General features: G+C 66.5%; 11 protein-coding genes. 6 read left to right on the top strand and 5 right to left on the bottom strand.

Annotated elements, in window-relative coordinates; all coding sequences use genetic code 11:
* Nucleotides 1-187: 187 nt before the first annotated feature.
* The 6 genes from IP92_RS05265 (at nucleotide 188) to IP92_RS05240 (ending at nucleotide 7,833) form a co-directional block, all read left to right on the top strand.
* On the top strand, nucleotides 188-1,207 hold the full coding sequence (locus IP92_RS05265; protein ID WP_158206691.1) for a LacI family DNA-binding transcriptional regulator: 1,020 nt from the start codon (nucleotides 188-190) through the stop codon (nucleotides 1,205-1,207).
* Nucleotides 1,204-2,535, top strand: a complete 1,332-nt coding sequence (locus tag IP92_RS05260; RefSeq protein ID WP_145873493.1) for an MFS transporter — start codon at nucleotides 1,204-1,206, stop codon at nucleotides 2,533-2,535. The genes IP92_RS05265 and IP92_RS05260 overlap by 4 nt, the downstream gene beginning before the upstream one ends.
* Nucleotides 2,532-4,883 carry a beta-galactosidase gene (locus IP92_RS05255; RefSeq protein ID WP_145873492.1) on the top strand — a complete coding sequence of 784 codons (2,352 nt, stop codon included), beginning with the start codon at nucleotides 2,532-2,534 and terminating at the stop codon, nucleotides 4,881-4,883. The genes IP92_RS05260 and IP92_RS05255 overlap by 4 nt, the downstream gene beginning before the upstream one ends.
* A 137-nt stretch (nucleotides 4,884-5,020) precedes the next feature.
* Nucleotides 5,021-6,061 (top strand): matrixin family metalloprotease, encoded by a 1,041-nt coding sequence (locus tag IP92_RS30375; protein WP_145873491.1) that lies wholly within the window; start codon nucleotides 5,021-5,023, stop codon nucleotides 6,059-6,061.
* Nucleotides 6,062-6,177: 116 nt separating this feature from the next.
* Nucleotides 6,178-6,636: a response regulator gene (locus tag IP92_RS05245; RefSeq protein WP_145873490.1), complete on the top strand. Its 459-nt coding sequence runs from the start codon at nucleotides 6,178-6,180 to the stop codon at nucleotides 6,634-6,636.
* Nucleotides 6,637-6,738: 102 nt separating this feature from the next.
* Nucleotides 6,739-7,833 carry a DUF4214 domain-containing protein gene (locus IP92_RS05240; RefSeq protein ID WP_145873489.1) on the top strand — a complete coding sequence of 365 codons (1,095 nt, stop codon included), beginning with the start codon at nucleotides 6,739-6,741 and terminating at the stop codon, nucleotides 7,831-7,833.
* A 15-nt stretch (nucleotides 7,834-7,848) separates the two neighbouring features.
* On the opposite strand, the gene IP92_RS05235 is transcribed toward IP92_RS05240, so the two are convergent.
* From IP92_RS05235 to IP92_RS05215, 5 genes are all read right to left on the bottom strand, one after another.
* Nucleotides 7,849-8,613 (bottom strand): ThuA domain-containing protein, encoded by a 765-nt coding sequence (locus tag IP92_RS05235; RefSeq protein ID WP_145873488.1) that lies wholly within the window; start codon nucleotides 8,611-8,613, stop codon nucleotides 7,849-7,851.
* A gap of 234 nt (nucleotides 8,614-8,847) precedes the next feature.
* On the bottom strand, nucleotides 8,848-11,007 hold the full coding sequence (locus IP92_RS05230) for a beta-glucosidase family protein (RefSeq protein WP_145873487.1): 2,160 nt from the start codon (nucleotides 11,005-11,007) through the stop codon (nucleotides 8,848-8,850).
* A gap of 8 nt (nucleotides 11,008-11,015) precedes the next feature.
* Nucleotides 11,016-13,904: a glycoside hydrolase family 31 protein gene (locus IP92_RS05225; protein WP_229418638.1), complete on the bottom strand. Its 2,889-nt coding sequence runs from the start codon at nucleotides 13,902-13,904 to the stop codon at nucleotides 11,016-11,018.
* Complete coding sequence (locus IP92_RS05220) at nucleotides 13,901-15,541, bottom strand: GH35 family beta-galactosidase (RefSeq protein WP_145873486.1); 1,641 nt, start codon at nucleotides 15,539-15,541, stop codon at nucleotides 13,901-13,903. The genes IP92_RS05225 and IP92_RS05220 overlap by 4 nt, the downstream gene beginning before the upstream one ends.
* A gap of 2 nt (nucleotides 15,542-15,543) precedes the next feature.
* Entirely contained in the window at nucleotides 15,544-18,555 is a 3,012-nt protein-coding gene (locus IP92_RS05215; RefSeq protein WP_145873485.1) for a TonB-dependent receptor, read from the bottom strand.
* Nucleotides 18,556-18,579: the final 24 nt, after the last annotated feature.

Genomic DNA, 18,579 nt, shown 5'->3' with positions numbered 1-18,579 from the left:
CATTCATCTCGGCAAGAAACGCTCAACACTTTGATCATTTCCATGCTGAAAAAGCTAAGCCATTGACTTCATTGAATAAAGTGACTTCGGCCAGTGACGGCCGATGTGGTAACGTGACCACATGCCCTCCGCCACCTGCACGGCTCTGGTACAGTCAATACCTCTCTTCAGTACACGACGGAACCCGATGCGCAAGGCAAGCAAGCTCAGTGAAGTGGCCAAGATCGCCGGCGTCTCGCCGATCACCGCATCGCGGGCGATCCGGGGCGTCGGTTATGTATCCGAAGCGGCGCGCGAGCGGATCATGGCCGCCGCGGCGCAGCTGAACTACACGCCGGACATGCTGGCGCGCCGCATGCGCGGCGACAAGAGCAACCTGATCGGCGTATTCGTCAACAACTACGGCTCAATGGTGCTGCACGAGATCACACGGATGATCAGTTCCGAGGCGCGCGCGCGCGGCTACGACATCCTGCTGTTCAACGCGGAGCGCTTCGACAATCCGGCGCGTACCGGCACGGTCGAGATGCTGTCCAAACTGTGCGACGGCCTGCTGCTGGTGATGCCGAACGGCGCGGACCGCTACCTGGAGTCGCTCGAGCAGCACAGCGTGCCCGCCGTGCTGGTCAATTTCGATGCGCGGCCGGTGCGGCTGCCGGTGGTGGCGATCGAAAACCGCATGGGCGCGCGCGCCGCCGTCGAGCACCTGCTCGCGCTGGGCCACCGCCGCATCGGCTTCATCGGCGGTACGCCGCACACGGGCCAGAGCGGCGAGCGCGAACTGGGTTACAAGGACGCGCTGCACGCGGCCGGCCTGCGGGTCGACGCGGCGCTGGTGGAAAGCGGCGCGTTCGCGCAGGCGCCCGGCAACGCGGCGGCGCAGCGCCTGCTGGCGTTGCCACGGCCGCCGACAGCGATCTTTGCCGCCAACGACGAAATGGCGTATGGCGCGATCGACGCGGTGCACAGCCGCGGCCTGCAGGTGCCGCGCGACGTGTCGGTGATCGGCTTCGACGATATCCCCCTGTCCAGCCACGTGTTCCCGCCGTTGACGACGATGCGCCAGCCGCTGGCGGCGCTGGCGACGCAGGCGGTCAGCGATGTCGTCGCGCTGATCCAGGGTGCCGGCGTGACCTCGGCACGCACCGCCTTCCCGATGGAGCTGGTGATCCGGCAATCGACCGGACCCGCGCCTGGCGCGGCATGATGGCCGGCCCTGCCGCCGCCACGCCGTCCGCCCGGCAGTCCGCCTTGACCGTGCAGGCCGCCGGCGGCGCCGCGCTGGCTGCGGTGCTGGGCTGGCTGCTGCTGGGCGACCTGGGCATCGCGATGCGCGACCGCGCCGCGCTGCCATCCAGCGTCGAAATGCTGCGCGTGCTGGGCGCCTCGGACACCACCACGTCGCTGCTGCTGTCGGTGGTGCCGGCGCTGCTGTCGATGTTCGTCGTGCCGTGGGTCGGCTGGCGCTCGGACCGGTTCCACAGCCGCTGGGGGCGGCGCCGGCCGTTCCTGCTGGTGGCGGCACCGGCAGGCTGCGCGGCCTTGCTCGGCCTGGCCTGGTCGCCGGAACTGGGCGGCGCCGCCGACGTGCTGCTCGGCGCTCATTCGCCGGGCCTGCGCACCTGCCGCCTCGCCGTCTTCGGCCTGTTCTGGACGCTGTTCGACTGCGCCGCGCTGTGCGCGCTGTCGCTGTTCACGGGGCTCGTCAACGACGTGGTGCCGTTCGGCTGGCTGGGCCGGTTTTATGGGTTGTTCCGCATCGTCGGCCTGGGCGCCGGCATCGCCTTCCACACCTGGCTGTTCGCGCTGACGGAACGCCACCTCGGCACGATCGTCGCCGCCACCGGCATCGTGTTCGGCGTGGCGCTCGTGATCATGTGCATAAAGGTGCACGAACAGCCGGCGCCGGCCCGGCCTCCCGCACGGGACCGGGCCGGGCTGCGCGAGTGCCTCGGCGGCACCGGCATGCTGTGGGCGATCGGCGTGTTCGTCTGCGCCGGCGTCACGTTCGGGCCATTCAACACGTTCTATCAGTTCTACGCGCATGCGGCCGGCGTGCCGAAGGCAACGCTCGGCATGCTGACGGCGGCCGGCTACTGCGTCTCGATCGGCACGGCGTTCGGCATCGGCGCGCTGGTGGACCGGCTTGGCGCGCTGCGCGTGTCGGCCGTCACGATGGCGCTGTATTGCGTGCTCGCGGCGCTGGGCTGGCTGGTGGCGACCGACGCCGCCGGCTTCCAGGCCGTGTACCTCGGCCACGTGATCGTCTCGGGCACGTGGTTCACGGCGGCGGCATCGTTGCCGATGGCGCTGTTCCCGCGCGAGCGCTTCGTGCAGCTCAACGCCACCAAGGATCTCGTCGTCGTTGCCGGCAATATCGTGCTGGGCCTCGTGCAGGGCCCGCTGCTCGACCTGTCCGGCCACGACTACCGCCTGACCCTGTTGTCCGGTGCCGTCGGCGGCCTGCTGTGCCTTGCCTGCATGGCGCGCATCCAAGCACTGCCCTCACCTACTCACAAGAACGGAGACACATGACCATCCAGCCTTCCCGCCGCCGGGTCCTGCTCGGCACCGCCGCCGCCGTCGGCAGCACGCTGCTGCCATCGGCCCACGCCGCCGCGGCCCATACTTTCGCGATCGGCGACCGCGACTTCCTGCTCGATGGGAAGCCGCTGCAGATCCGCTGCGGCGAGATCCACTTCGCCCGCGTGCCGCGCGAATACTGGGGCCACCGGCTGAAGGCGATCAAGGCGATGGGCTTGAACGCCGTGTGCGCCTACCTGTTCTGGAACTACCACGAATGGCGCGAGGGGAAATACGACTGGAGCGGCCAGCGCGACGCGGCCGAATTCTGCCGGCTGGCGCAGGCGGAAGGCCTGTGGGTGATCCTGCGCCCCGGCCCGTATGCGTGCGCGGAATGGGAGATGGGCGGCCTGCCATGGTGGCTGCTGAAGCACGACGGCGACGCATTCCTGCGCACGCGCAACGACGCCTTCGTGCGGCCGGCGCGGCGCTGGCTGGCCGAGGTGGGCCGCGCGCTGGGCGCGCAGCAGATCACGCGGGGCGGCCCGATCCTGATGGTGCAGGTGGAGAACGAATACGGCTTCTTCGGCGAAGACCTGGAGTACATGCGCACGATGCGCCAGGCGCTGAAGGATGGCGGCTTCGACGTGCCGCTGTTCCAGTGCAATCCCACCAACGCGGTGGCGAAGACGCACATCCCCGAGCTGTTCTCGGTGGCGAACTTCGGCAGCGATCCGCAGGGCGGCTTCAAGGCGCTGGCCGCCGTGCAGCAAGGACCGCTGATGTGCGGCGAATACTACTCGGGCTGGTTCGACACGTGGGGCGCGCCGCACCGCACCGGTGAGGCGACAAAGGCGGTGGCCGATATCGAGACGATGCTGGCGGCGAACGGCTCGTTCAGCCTGTACATGGCGCACGGCGGCACGACGTTCGGCCTGTGGGGCGGCTGCGACCGGCCGTTCCGGCCCGACACGACGAGCTACGACTACGATGCGCCGATCGGCGAGGCGGGCTGGATCGGCAAGAAATTCGACGCCTACCGCGCCGGCATCTCGCGCCACCTGGCGCCCGGCGAGACGCTGCCGCAGCCCCCAGGCCGACTGCCCGTCATCACGATCGCGCCGTTCACGCTGGACGAAACGGCCGGCGTGTTCGCCAACCTGCCGCAGCAGGCGATCCGCGCCGCCTCGCCGCAGCCGATCGAACAATACGACATCAGCCGCGGCCTCGTGGCCTACCGCGTCACCTTGCCGCCCGGCCCCGCTGCCGTGCTGGAGGCTGCCAAGGTGCGCGACCTGGCATGGGTGTACGTGGATGGCCGCGAAGTCGGCACGATGGACACGCGCCACCGCCGCTTCAAGGTGGAACTGCCGGCGCGCACGCAGGCAGCGACGCTGGAGATCCTGCTGTACACGATCGCCCGCGTGAACTTCGGCGTCGAGATCCACGACCGCAAGGGCCTGCACGGCCCCGTCACCTTACGTGCCAAGGGTGCCAAGGCGCAGCCGCTGGAGAACTGGGAAATCCGCGCGATCGACTTCGACGCGGACGGCGTGCTGCCGCCGTTGACGTGGCAACGGGCGAAAGCAAAGGGCCCGGCATTCTGGCGCGGCGGCTTCGACGTGGCGGCGACCGGCGACACGTTCCTCGACATGGCATCCTGGGGCCAGGGCATCGTGTGGATCAACGGCCGCTGCCTGGGGCGCTACTGGAGCATCGGCCCGACGCAGACGATGTACCTGCCCGGCCCATGGCTGCGCCAGGGCCGCAACGAGATCGTCGTGCTGGACCTGACGGGCCCGCAGGGCAACCGCATCGCCGGCTTGGCCACGCCGGTGCTGGACCGGCTGCGCCCGGAGCGCGACCTGTCACGGCCACCGAGCACCGCGCGCGTGCAGCTCAAGGGCATGGCCCCCGTGCACGAAGGTCGGTTCCAGCCGGGCGGCGCGACGCAGGACGTGACGTTCGCCCAGGTGGCGCATGGCCGCCAGGTGTGCCTGGAAGCGCTGGATGCGTTCGACGGCAAGCCGTTCGTCGCGATCGCCGAACTGGCGTTATTGGGCAAGGACGGCAAGACGCTGAACCAGTCGCTGTGGACGATCGCCTACGCCAGCAGCGAAGAAGCCAGCAAGGAAGACGGCACGGCGCTGAACGCGATCAACGGCCAGGCCACCGACTATTGGCATTCCGCCTACAGCAAGAGCGAAGCGCAGCCGCCGCACCGCCTCGTGCTGGACCTGGGCGCCGCCGCCGACGTGGCGGGCCTGCGCTACACGCCGCGCCAGGGGCCGGATGGCGTGACGGGGCGCATCCGCCGCTATCGCGTGTACGTGGGCGACCGGCTCGTCGTCGAGGACTGACGTTCACGATTGACGTTCAGGATTGACGTTCGGGATTGACGTTCAAACCAGGAGTGCACACTCACCGCGCGCACGGTTGACCCGACCGGGCGCGCGGCAAATACTGCCATCTCGCGTTTTCATTACAGGAACCATCGATGGCAACCGTCTCGCAAGCAACCAGCACCACCCTCTCCGGCTACAACCACATCGACGCGCTGCTCGGCGCGCTGCCGAACTGGAACTACGTCACGTCGACCACGAACACGCTGTACTACACGTTCTCCACCGCCGCCAACCTCGAAACGGGCAACACGGCGCTGCTGTCCGCGCCGCAGGGCTTCACCTCGGCGCAACAGGCGGCCACCCGCGGTGCGATGAACTACGTCTCGCAGCTCACCGGCATCAAGTTCATGGAAACGGCCGACGCCACGCTGGCGCAGGTGCACTTTGCGAACGCCAACCTGTCCGGCTCCAGCACGACGGGCCTGGACAGCTCGCACTACAGCTATTCGTACAACAGCAGCAACGTGGTGACGAAGTTCGTCGCGTCGTCCTATGTCTATCTCGATAACGCGGAATGGGCCGGCATGAACGCCAACCTTTCCACCGGCACGCAGGGCTACGAGACGCTGCTGCACGAAATCGGCCACATGCTGGGCCTGAAGCACCCGTTCGACGGCACGATCCACCTGCCCTCCGCCGTCGACAACACGGCCTACACGTTGATGTCGTACACCCATGCGGGCGGCGTGCACTCCACGTTCAGCGAATACGACGTGGCGGCGTTGAAATGGCTGTACGGCGGCGACGGCCTGGCCGGCAACCTGGGCGTGAACTCGGTGGCCGGCGGCCGCTGGCTGGCCGGCACGAGCGCGGCGGACACGCTGACGGCCGGCGCCGCCAACGACGTGCTGGAAGGCGGTGCCGGCAACGATGCGCTGAACGGCGGCGCCGGCACGGACACGGCGTTCTACAGCGGCCTGCGCAGCGCCTACAGCGTCGTCAAGACGGGCACCGGCACGTGGAGCGTCTCGGGAGCGGAGGGCAGCGACACGCTGGCCAATATCGAACTGCTGCGCTTTGCCGACACGACGCTGACGCTGGCCACTTCCGCGCCCCAGTCTCAATACCTGGCGGTGGCGCACGACGACATGCACGTGCGCCTGATCGGCCAGGCGCACGCGGAATTCGCCTGACGGCCGGCGACGGGGATGACTTGTTGTATGAAAGCGTCACCCCCGTTAGGCCGGGCCGTATGGATGACCTATAATCCGCGGCCCAGCCCTCGCCCCGCCTCCCCGGCGCCATGTCGATGTTGAAACCCATCCTGCTTGTCGAAGACAACCCCTACGACCAGGAGCTGGCCCTGGTCGCCCTCGAGCGCGCGCAGCTCGCGAACGAAACGATTGTCGTCGACGACGGTGTCGCGGCACTCGACTACCTGCTGCGCCGCGGCCAGTACGCCGGTCGGACGCCCGGCAATCCGGCCTGCGTGCTGCTCGACATGAAGCTGCCGAAGCTCGACGGGGCCGACGTGCTGAAAACGATCCGCACCACGCCCGCCATCGCCCAGGTGCCGGTCGTGATGCTGACCGGCTCGCGCGAGGAGCAGGACGTCGCGCGCAGCTATGCCCTCGGCGTGAACGCCTACATCGTGAAGCCGATGGAATTCTCTGAACTCGTCAAGGCGGTGGCGGACATCGGCGCGTTCTGGGCCATCCTCAACGTGCCGCCGCCCGGCTCCATCCGCTGCCTTACGCCGGCTGTCTGACGGCGCCATTGCAACAAAGTGTAATCGGCACCGCACGCGCCCGTCCCGCCGGATTAAGCTGTCGCAAACAACCCCGGATACATCAACACGAGGACTTGCGCGATGGCTTACTACGAGACGCTTCCCTACCTGCCGCTGCTGGACTACGCCGACATGGATGACGCGGCGCACCTGACATTCCGGCCCCGCTTTGCCGGCGACGCCTACGAGAACCAGGCGGGCTACGCCAGCAGCGATCCGGCCGCCGGCAACCACCCCGTGTTCAGCTTTACCGCCGTTGCCGGCGCGCTGTACACGGTCACGTCCGACAGCTATGACGATCCGTACAACCTGGTGCTGTACGACGATGACGGCTACCCGATCGCCGAGGACGACGGCTGGGGTGCGATCGGCCAGGACGGCCTCGCCTTCATCGCGCCGTATTCAGGTACCTACTACGTGGACGCGTCGTGGCACCAGGGCGGCTGGGCGCCGTACAGCGACGTGAGCCTGGACATTCTGGAAGACCTCGACACGATCGGCGTGCAGGTGGGCGCCGGCACGGCCGCGGCGGACGCGATCACGGGCACGTCCGCGCATGACGCGCTGTACGGCTACGGCGGCGACGACCTGCTGTACGGCGGCGGCGGCGACGACATGCTCGACGGCGGCAGCGGCGTCGACACGGTGCAGTACGACGGCAAACTGGCCGACTACGACGTGGACGTGTTCGGCCACCGCCTCACCGTTACCGACTACGTGGGACTGGACGGCGTCGACACGCTGGTCGACGTCGAGCGCGTGGAGTTTGCCGACCTCGGCGTCGCTTTCGATACCGAGGGCGCCGCCGGCCAGGCGTACCGGCTGTACCAAGCCGCATTCGACCGTGCGCCCGACCTGCCGGGCCTGGGCTTGTGGATCGCGCAGCTGGATCGCGGCATGAGCCTTGGCACCGTCGCCAACTACTTCGTCGCCTCGCCGGAATTCCAGGCGCTGTACGGCACGCGCATCGATTACGCCACCTTTGTCACGGGGCTGTACGAGAACGTGCTGCATCGCGCGCCGGACGCCGCCGGCTTCGCGCACTGGATGGACAGGCTGACCTCGGGCAGCGATACGCCGGCCGCCGTGCTGGTCGGCTTCTCCGAGAGCGCCGAGAACTACGCGCAGCTGATCGGCACGATGGAGCATGGAATGGTGTATCAGCCGCTGGTCTGATACGCCATCACGCGCTCAGCGCGCCTTGAAGCCCCGCCCCGTCGCGGTCCACCAGATGCCGCCATACAGGTGGTGGCGGAAGGCGGGATCCGTCCACGTGGCGGGCAGGTGGCCGAGCGCCGTGTAGAACGCGCGCCCACCGTCGTACTGCTGGTACCAGCTGACCGGGTGGAAGGCACCCATGCCCTTGCCTTCCTTGTCGGCCCACTTGGTCGCAGGCGCGTAAGTGGATTCGTCGACGGACAGCAGGTAGTGCAGCTTCGGTTGGTCCACTTCGGCCGGGCCGAACTCGTACCACTCCTCCGTCACAAGGTCGCGCGGCGCGAAGCGCTCCATGCCGGGGAAGTTCGCGTCCTCGACCTTCAGCACGGCGCTCTGCACGGCCGGGTGCACGTGGAACATGCGGCCGACGAGCTGGCGGTACCACGGCCAGCCGTACTCGGTATCGGACGCGCTGTGCACGCCGACAAACCCGCCGCCCGCGCGGATATAGCGCTCGAACGCCAGCTGCTGGTCCGCATCGAGCACGTTACCCGTCGTCGACAGGAAAACGACGGCCTGGTACTTGGCCAGTTCACGGTCATTGAAGACGCGCGCCGCATCCTCGGTCCAGAACACAGTGAAGTCATGCAGCCGCCCCAGCTCGCGCAGCGCCGTCACGCCCTCATGGATCGACTCGTGATGCCAGCCGGCCGTCTTTGAAAACACGAGCACATTGAACTGCGCCGCCCACAGTGGCGCCGCCACGACACACCCCGCCGCAAACAGGATCGCTTTCATCAAAAACCCAACAAGAAAAGTTGCCCAAATCCGGGGACTGTCCCTCAATCCCGGAAACATTTCCCCTCGCGCACCATGCTAGCCTTATCGGCTCCGCATCGATATCAGCATTTCGGCGATTTGGCGAATAAAGGCATGCTCCGCAGCCAGATAATTTCCAAAATCGAGGGACAGTCCCCGAATTTTGGAAATGTTTCTCAAAATCGGGGTCAGACCCCGATTTTGAGAAATGTTTTAGTTGGGTAGCGCGAGGGTCGTGCGGGCCGTGATTGCGTCGGAGGCGCCGCCGAGGGTGAACTCGTAGTCGCCGGCGGTGCGGCGCCAGCCGCGGGTTTGCGGGTCCCAGATCGACAGCACGCGCGGGTCGACCGTCACGCTGACGGTCTTGCGCTCGCCCGGCTGCAGTGCGACCTTGTCCCAGCCGGCCAGGCGGCGCGGGGCTTCCCAGCCGCCCGCTTTGGGGCTCACGTACACCTGCGACACGGCCTGGCCGGGGCGCTTGCCGGTGTTGGCCACCGTGAACGACACCGTCACCTTGCCGCCTTCATGCCGCGCCTTCAGGTCGCGGTACTCGTACGTGGTGTACGACAGCCCGTGGCCGAACGCGAACAGCGGCTTGATGCCCCGCTTGTCGAACCACTTGTAGCCGACGGCCGCGCCTTCGATGTTGTAGTCGGTCGTGAAACGGCCGTCGCGGCTCGTCGGGTCGCCGTCGATCTTCGGGCGCGGCAGCTGGGCTTCCGATGCGGGGAACGTCGCGGCCAGGCGGCCCGACGGGTTAACCTCGCCCGCCAGCACGCGCGCGATCGCCTCGCCGCCCGCCGAGCCGGGGAACCATGCGGCCAGCACGGCGTTCACGTTGCCCAGCCACGGCATCGTGACCGGGCCGCCCGTTTCCAGCACGACGACGGTGCGCTTGTTCGCGCCGGCGACAGCGGCGATCAGCGCATCCTGGTTGTCCGGCAGAGATAACGATGGCGCATCCAGGCTCTCAGCCATCCACTGCGTCGCGAAGACGATCGCGACGTCGGCCGCGGCGGCGGCTTTCGCGGCGGCTGCCGGGTCCTTGCCGTCGTGGTACGTCACGCGGGCCTGCGTGCGCGCCGCCAGCGACTTCAACGGCGACGACGGCAGGTAGATGATCGGCCCCGGGAAGTGCTTCGGCCCTTCACCCTTGACGGGACTGCCGCCGACGGGATGCACCTGCGCCGCGCCGCCGCCGGAGATCACGCCCTTGTCCGCATGCCCGCCGATGACGGCGATCGTCTTCACGCCGTTCAGCGCGAGCGGCAGCACGCCGTCGTTCTTCAGCAGCACCATGCCCTCTTCCGCCGCGCGCTGCGTCACCTTCGCGTGCGCCGCGAAATCGATCTTGTCCGGTTCCACCTTGGCCGGCGGCGCATCCATCACGCCGGCCGCGTACATCGCGCGCACGATGCGCCGCGCCATGTCGTCCAGCCGCGCCGGGGGTACGTGGCCATTGTCGACGGCCTCCTTCAGCGCCGGGCCGAAGTACATCGACTTGTCGAACGGCCAGCCGGACTGCTGGTCCAGTCCCGCGTTCGCGGCGGCCACCGTCGAATGCGTGGCGCCCCAGTCGGACATCACGAAGCCCTTGTAGCCCCAGTCCTTCTTCAGCACCTGGTTGAGCAGCCAGTCGCTCTCGCACGCGTAGACACCGTTGACGAGGTTGTACGAGCACATCACCGAGCCCGGGTCGCCCCGCTCGATCGCGATCTGCAGCGCCAGCAGGTCGGACATGCGCCCGGCCGCCTCGTCGATCTTCACATCGATCGTGTTGCGGTTCGTTTCCTGGTCGTTGAACGCGAAATGCTTGACGGTGGCGACGATATGGTTCGACTGGTTGCCGCGAATCTGCTCGCCGGTGATGACGCCGGCCAGCAGCGGGTCCTCGCCCGCGTACTCGAAGTTGCGGCCGTTGCGCGGCTCGCGCATCAGGTTCACGGCGCCGCCCAGGATCACGTTGTGTCCGGACAGCCGGGCCTCGCGGCCGATCATCGCGCCCGCATCGAACGCCAGCTGCGTGTTCCAGCTGGACGCCGTGGCGAGGCCCGACGGCAGCGCGGTGCGCTCGCGCGGCTGCGGCGAAGGCTGCGTCGCCACGCCCAGGCCCGCATCCGTCTGCCATTGCGGCGGCACGTTCAGCCGCGGCACGCCGGGGATGTAGCCGGCCGTGTACGGAATCGCATCCTTCGGCGGCTTCACGCCGGCAAACTCCGCGCCGAAGTAGCCGAACACGAGGCTGAGCTTTTCCGCCTGCGTCATCCGCGCCACCGTATCCTGGGCGCGCCGGTCCGCATCCGGCGCGGCCGTCGCATGCGCCACCACCATCATCGCCCCCAATACGGCGGCCGCCACCATCGTCTTTCTCATCGGTCCTCTCACAGTTTCACCGTCACGGCCTTGCCGTCATACGTCACTTCCTTGTCCGCCGCATCGAACGTGTCGGCCGACGATACCCCGGGCTTGACGAACTGCACACGGAACGTACGCTTGCCCACCATGCCGCGATAGCCCTTGCCTTCGCGCGCGCCGATCGTCAGCGTGCCGGTGCGCTCGTTCCACGCCAGCGGAATGCGCGAGTAGGCACCACGCTGGTAGTCCTCGCTGACACCATCGTCCTCGTACAGCCCGAACGTGCCATCCGCGCCCGTGTACACCTTCAAGGTCAGCGGCGCATCGGGCTTCTCGTCCACGTACTGCGTCACGGGGCCCATCGGCACGATCGCACCGGCCTTCACGTACAGCGGCATGCGCTGTTCCGGTGCCTGCGCCGTCACCTTGCGGCCACCCTGCAGGCGCTCTCCCGTGTAGTAGTCGTACCACTGCGCGCCGGCCGGCAGATACACGCCACGCTCGCGCGCGCCATACTCGTGCACCGGCGCCACCAGGAACGCATGGCCGAACAGGTACTGGTCGCGCACGTCCTTCGCACCCGGGTCGTTCGGGAAGTCCATCACGAGGCCGCGCATGATGGAACCCGCATCGAAGTACGTGCTCGACGCCGTCGCGTAAATGTACGGCATCAGGCGGTAGCGCAGCTTCAGGTACCACACCATCGAGTCGCGCATCGGCGAGTTCTCCGGCGCCAGCATGTGGATCTCGCGCTTGACGACTTCGCCGTGCGAGCGGAACAGCGGCGTGAACGCGCCGAACTGCCACCAGCGCAGGTTCAGCTCACGCCATTCCTTCAGGTCTTCCGCCTTCACCTGCGCGTTGCCCAGGCCGCGGTTTTCCTGCGCCGAACCCAGCTCGCCGCTCTGGAAGCGGGTCTCCTGCGCATAGCCGCCGATATCGTGCGTCCAGTTCGGAATGCCGGACATCGAGGCCGACACGCCCGCCGAGATCTGGTCGTACAGGTTGTTCCAGCGCCCCACCGTGTCGCCGCTCCAGATCGCCGCGTAGTTGCGCTGGATGCCGGGGAAGCCGGAGCGGGACAGCAGGAACTGCCGCTTGTTCGGCTGGTCGCGTTTCAGGCCGTCGTACACGGCCTGCGTCTGCAGCAGGCTGTACGAGTTGAACGTGATCTCGCCGGGGCCGTAGATCGTCGGGCCGATCAGCTGCTTGAAGTCCGCCAGCCGCGTGTTGGACAGCACGTCCGGCTCCGTGTTGTCGAGCCACCAGGCGTCGAAGCCCAGGTCGACGAGCTTCGTCTTCATCTGGCGGTAGTAGATGTCGCGCGCTTCCGCCGCGTACGGCGAATAGTGGCTGTTCTTGTAGCCGGGGCCGACCCAGTCCAACGCGCCATCCTCGACGTTCTTCGTCCACATATGGCCCTTCGCCGCCAGCTCCTTGTAGTTGTCCGTGTTCGCGTAGAACTTGCCCCATACGGACAGCATGATCTTCGCGTTCAGCCGGTGTACCTCGTCCACCATGCCTTTCGGATCGGGGAAGCGGGCCTTGTCCCAGTCGTGCGAACCCCAGCCGTTCTCCGGCCAGTAGAACCAGTCCTGCACGATGTTATCCAGCGGCCAGCCGTTCTTGCGGTAGGTGCGCACCGTATCGAGCAACTGCTCCTGCGTCTCGTAGCGCTGGCGCGATTGCCAGAAGCCGTACGCCCACTTCGGCATCAGCGGCTGCGCGCCCGTCAACAGACGGTAGCCGCCGATCACGTTGTCGATCGACGTGCCGCGCACCACGTAGTAGTTCAGACCTTCGGCGATCTCGGACGACAGTTGCAGCGAATGCCGCTCCGGCTGCGGCAGCGGGTCGTTGTGCGCCACGTAGACCATGCCGCCTTCCGGCTTCCATTCCAGCTTGAAGTCGACCGGCTTGCCCGGTGCGAACGAGACCTCGAAGTTGTGATACCACGGGTTCCAGCCCTGGCGCCACACGTCCATCACCTGCTTGCCGTTCACTGTCAAGGTCGCATAGTCGGACGAATACAGCTTCATCTTGTGCACGCCCGGCTTGTCGCTGGCAAGCTTGCCTTCCCAGACGACCTTCACGTCCTTCAGTTCCTTCAGGGGTTTCAGCTCCTTCGGCCAGAACTCCGCCACGTCCTTCAGGTACTGGTAGTTGATGCGTTCTTCGCGGCGCGTCAGCGCCAGCTTGCCGCCGATGTAGTAGCGGGCCGTCAGCGCGCCAGGCTTGCCGTCCGCATCCGTCAGCTTCAGGTCGCGGTCGATCGGGCCGTATGGGCGGGCGTCCCCGAAGCGGCTGATGCCGTTGTTATCCCACAGGATGCCGTAGTTCTTGTCGGAGACCACGAACGGGATCGCGATGTCCATATTGTGCTGCAGCAGGTCGACGTCTTCGCCGTTCAGGTTCATCTGGCCGTTCTGGTGCTGGCCGGTGCCGTAGAACGCATCCTTCGTGCCGTGGTTGAAGCCCTGCTTGACGGCCAGGTAAGGCTTGCCGCCCACGGTCACGGGCTGGATGTCTTCCGCGTCCTGCTTCAGGAACACGGCACCGCCCTTGTCGGCGAATTGCACGCGGCCGTCCTTCAGCGACACCGTGGCCACCATCCGCGCCGTCGTCAACGCCACCGCGTCGCCGCTCCTCTTCACGTCAAAACGGCAGGCGCACGGTTTCGCGATCGTCATCAGCGAAGGCGTCAGCTGCTTGCCCGCCTGGTCCACCTTGACGACGTGGACGATGTTGTCCGCCATGACTTCCAGCCGCACTTCTTTTGCGGCGCCAGTGTCGGGAGCCACCGTGATACCGCTGGCCGTTTGCTGGTACGTTCCCGCCAAGGCAAGGGTGGGCAACGTCGCGCCGGTCAGCAGCAGGCAGGCGATATTAATTGCCCTGATTTTCATCTCGATCATTTGTAGGTTCCGATTTTCACTTTGAGCACCGTCGGCTGCGCGCCGAAATTGAGGCCGTAGTCCGTCTGGTCGCCGTTCCACACGCGCTCCATCACCCAGTTGCCTTTGCCGTCGTAGCGTCCTTCTTCCACGCGCGCATACAGCATCGGCTTGCCGGCATTGCGGCCGGACGTGTCGAACTTGATGCGGGCCCGCTGGCCGACGACGACGAATTCGTTGTCCGCCACCTGGGCAATCGCCAGGCCACCATTGGGCTTGTCCGTCCCCTCCATCGGGTCCTTCGCTGCCTGGTCGGCGAACTGGCGCTCGCGGTACGACACCGTCGCGCTCCAGTCCTTCATGGCAATCTTCTGCGCCGCGCGGTCGTCCCCTTCGAACACGCCGTAGGTGCGGCCTTCGAAGGCCCACTTCGCCCACTCGCGCATCATCGGGCGGAATGCGCCGTACACCTGGGCGAACGGCTCGACCATCGTCTTGTCGGTGGCCTTCGCGCCCAGCGGGTAGTTCGAGAACGGGAAATAATCGAGGCCGAACGGCGCGAAGCCGATGCCACCGCGGCCGAACACGGCGTACGCCACGCGGGCGAAGTCCGCCGAGTTGCCGATCTCCGGCACGAACAGCGCGTTGTCGCGGCTCTGGAACTGCTCCAGCGTCTTCTGCACCTTGTTCGATTCGTGCAGGTAGATGTCCGGCGCCGCCACGTCGATGTGCGGCGCGGCCGCCTTGTAGATGCCGATCACGTCATAGGTCGGGCCGCCGCTGGCGAAGTTGCTCCGCCATGGCGCCAGCGGTTCGACCGGGTCGCGCAGCGAATTGTTGACGTACATCGGCAGGTCGTACACTGCCCTTCCCGCCTTGGCGATCTCCTCGATGTAACGGGCCACGGCCCACGTATGGAAGTACTGCTCCGCGTAAGGGCCGTACACTTCCTGCCACGTGCCGCTGCTTTTTCCTGCAACGGGAGCCTTCTGCTTCGCCAGCACGGCGGCCGGCACCGGGCCGTTGAACGCCTTCTGTGCGGCGCTGCCGTAGTCGCGCACGAGGCCATAGGTACCGACCTCGTTCTCGACCTGCACCATGATGACAGTCTGCTTGTCGCCGTCGATGCGCTTGATGTGCTTCATCAGTTCAACGAACGCGCGGCGGTCGGCGTCCAGCGTCTCTTCGCCGAACGGCGTGTGGCAGTAGCTGTCCTTGCCCTTCTCGTCGACCATGCGCGGGAAGCGCTTGTTGTCGAACTTGACCCACTCGGGCAGGTAGCCCGGCCCGGTATTCTTCCACGTGCCGAACCACAGCAGCACGAGGCGCACGTTCCGCTCGCGCGCCTCGTTGACGAGTGTATCGACGAAGCTGAAGTCGAACTTGCCTTCGACAGGTTCGACCTGCTCCCAGGCGACGGGAATCTCCAGCGTATTGGCCTGCGCATCCGCGACGGCGGCCCACACCTGCGCCAGCGCCTTCGGGTAGTTGCTGGAGTTGTGGGCCTGCGCGCCGAGCATCAGGTACGGCGCGCCGTCGACGATCAGCGCATGACGGCCATCCTTGGCCACGATGCGCGGCAGGTCGGCGGCGGAGGTGGACGCCACCACCGCCGCGCACGCGCACGCCAGCAAGGTTTGTTGGAGGAGTGCGCGCATGGTCAGAACGCGTAGCGCAGCTGGGCCGAGTAACGGCGGCCGGACACGAACCACGCGCGGCCCATCAGGCCGATCCCCTGCTGCATCAGCTGCTTGTACTTCGCGTCCGTCAGGTTCTGGCCGTCGACGACGACCTGCATCTTGTCGGTGACCTGGTACGAGACGGAAGCGTCCAGTTGGCCGTACGCGTCCGCCCACGTCGGCAATGCCCAGCCGACGTTGGTCGCACCCTTGTCCGGGCTGTTCGGGTTCGTGTTGGTACCGTCGCTGCCGCGCGTACCGTTCACGTTGATGCCCTGCAGGTTCTTCGAACGCCAGCTCCATGCCGCGCGAGCCGACCACTTGCCGTAGTCGTACAACAGCGCGAGGTTATACGAATTCTTCGACAGGTATTGCAGCGGCAGGTTGCCGAACGAGCGGCCATCCGTATCGCAGCCGTTCTGGTTCAGGTTGATGTTGTCCGGACCCGTGCCGCCGCTGCAGTACGTGGTGAACGCATCCTTGTACAGCTTCGTGCTGCTGTCAACGTACGTGTAGTTGGCCTGCACGCCGAGGCCGGACAACGCGCCCGGCAGCTTGTCGAAGTACTGCTGGTAGGCGATCTCGATACCGGTGGCACGGCCCTTGGCGCCGTTGACGGGGCCCGTCACGCTGAAGTTGTACATGGTGCCGTTGACGTCCGCCAGCGGGTAGTTGTACGTCTGGTTGACGATCACGTCCTTCAGGCGCTTGTGGAACAGCGCCACCGTCAGCGAGCTGGAACGGCCGAAGTACCATTCGCCCGTCAGGTCGAACTGGTCCGACTGGATCGGTTTCAGCAGCGGGTTGCCCTTCGCTTCGCCATTCTGCGTCAGGCTGTTGACGATGTGCGTCTGCGTGCCGTGGTTCGTCGTCACGTCGGCATCCTGCGTTACCGTCGCATAGCCTTGCAGGTCCTTGAAGTCGGGCCGCGAGATCGCGCGCGCCGCCGCGAAGCGGAATTGCAGGTTGTCGCGTGCCTTCATCCGCAGGTTCAGGCTGGGCAGCACGTTGTGGTACGAATTCTCGTAGTCCTGCGCGGAGTTGGATGCCGGGATGTTCGGAATGGCCGGGCCGACCACCGTGTAACCCGGCACCAGCGTCGGCGCCTTGTTGTTGAACACCGTGTAGCCATGCGCTTCCATGTCCGTCTTCACGTAGCGCACGCCCACGTTGCCGTCGATCGGGTACTTCACGTCGTCCCAGCCGAAGCGCAGCTGCGTGTAGAACGCACCCGTCTTCTCGGACTGCTCGTTGATGCCGGCCGGGTCGCCGCCGAACTTGGCGGGGGTCCACGCCGCGCAGTTGGCCGGTTGGCCCTTCGCCGCGTAGTACTCGGCGCACAGGATGTCGTGGTACTTGTGCAGCGCTTCATACGACGCCGGATAGCCCTCGGCCAGCGACACGTTCGGGAACACGACGGACGGCACGCTCTGCTTGCCGTTGAAGAAGTTGTTGAACGTGCCCAGGTGGGTATTGCCGGCGAAGCGCGGGTCGGACAGGTAAGCCAGGTGGCTGATGTCGCCCATCCACGTGGCCGTGATCGCGGACCAGTTGTAGTCCGGGTTCGACAGCTCGTTGGTGGAGTCGCGCTTCGTGAAGCGCAGGCCGAAGCGCAGGTCGCGCAGCACCGGATGGTCGAACGTGTACTTGGCGTCGCCCTTCCACGCCTTCGACTCGGCGACGGAGCGGTCCATGTGCTCCATCGTGAAGTTCCAGTAGTAGTGGGCCGGGTCGGCGATGTAGGCGCGCTGCGCGTCGTTGAAGATCAGGCGCGGCAGGCTGCCCGTCAGGTCCAGCTGCTGCTCGGGCAGCTGCACGCCGGTGGCCACGGTGGAGTCGAGGCTGTGCGTCTTGGCCTTGATGCGCTGCAGGTCGGACGTGAACGTCCAGCGGTCGTTGGCGCGCCATTCGATGTTCCAGGCGATGTCCGTCGTATCGGACTTGCGGTTGGAGATGCGGGTGTCGTCGCCGAAGTTGATGCCGCCGTCCGATGGCGACGTCAGCGTGCCGGTCAGGAAGCGTCCGTCCGGACCGTAGGTGGCGTCCGGGCTCACGCGGATGTTGTAAGGGCTCGATGACGCGAAGATCGCCTGTTCGTCCCACTGCATCTCGTACTTCGACTTGAAGTACGTGACGTGCGAACGCAGGTTCGCATCCTTCTTCCATTGCAGCGCGCCATAGAAGCCTTCGCGCTCGCGGTTGAAGTTCAGCGTGCGCCACTGCGCGCCCTTCGGCACCCACACGGTCTTGCCGTTGACGATGTCGCTGCGCGGGTAGTACGGCTCGACCTGGAACGCGTCCGTGCGCGTGCCGGATTCCGCGTGAGCGATGTCGATCAGCGCGCCGATCTCGCCGATGCCCGTCTTCCAGCGATTCGACGCGAGGATCGAGCCGGCCGGCGACCACTTGCCCTTCTTCAGTTCCGAATACGTCGACGCGATCGATGCCGACACCTTCGCGCCCTTGAAGTCGAACGGCAGCGCGGTACGCAGGTTGACCAGGCCGCCGATGGCGCCTTCGATCTGCTCGGCGGACGGGTTCTTGTAGATGTCCACGCCGGCCATCAGCTCGGGGGGCACGTCCTCGAAGTTCAGCGAGCGGCCGCCGTTGGCGGAGAACGAGTCGCGGCCGTTCAGTTCCGAACGTACGTAGGACAGGCCCCGGATCGACACGCCGGAACCCTCGACGGAATAGTGCTCCGGGTCGCCACGCGACATCGTGCGGTCGATCGTCACGCCGACGACGCGCTGCAGCACCTCGGTCACCGATTTATCGGGCAGCTTACCGATGTCCTCGGCGACAATCGAATCGACGATCTCGTCGGCGTTCTGCTTGATCTTCTGCGCGTTTTCCAGCGAAGCGCGCTGCCCCGTCACGACGACGGTCGCGGTGGCCGTGTCGTTGCCCTGGGCCGTCTGCGCATTGGCGGCGCCCGCCATGAACGCGATCTGCGCGGCAGCCAGCGCAATCGCGGTGAGTTTGAATTGGTTCAAATCTCGTCTCCTTTTAAGTGTGAT

This window comes from Pseudoduganella flava (genome assembly GCF_007830495.1).
Classification (GTDB): Bacteria; Pseudomonadota; Gammaproteobacteria; order Burkholderiales; family Burkholderiaceae_D; genus Rugamonas; species Rugamonas flava.
Note: the sequence above shows the minus strand (reverse complement) of the source record. Positions and strands in the feature narration are given on the sequence as shown.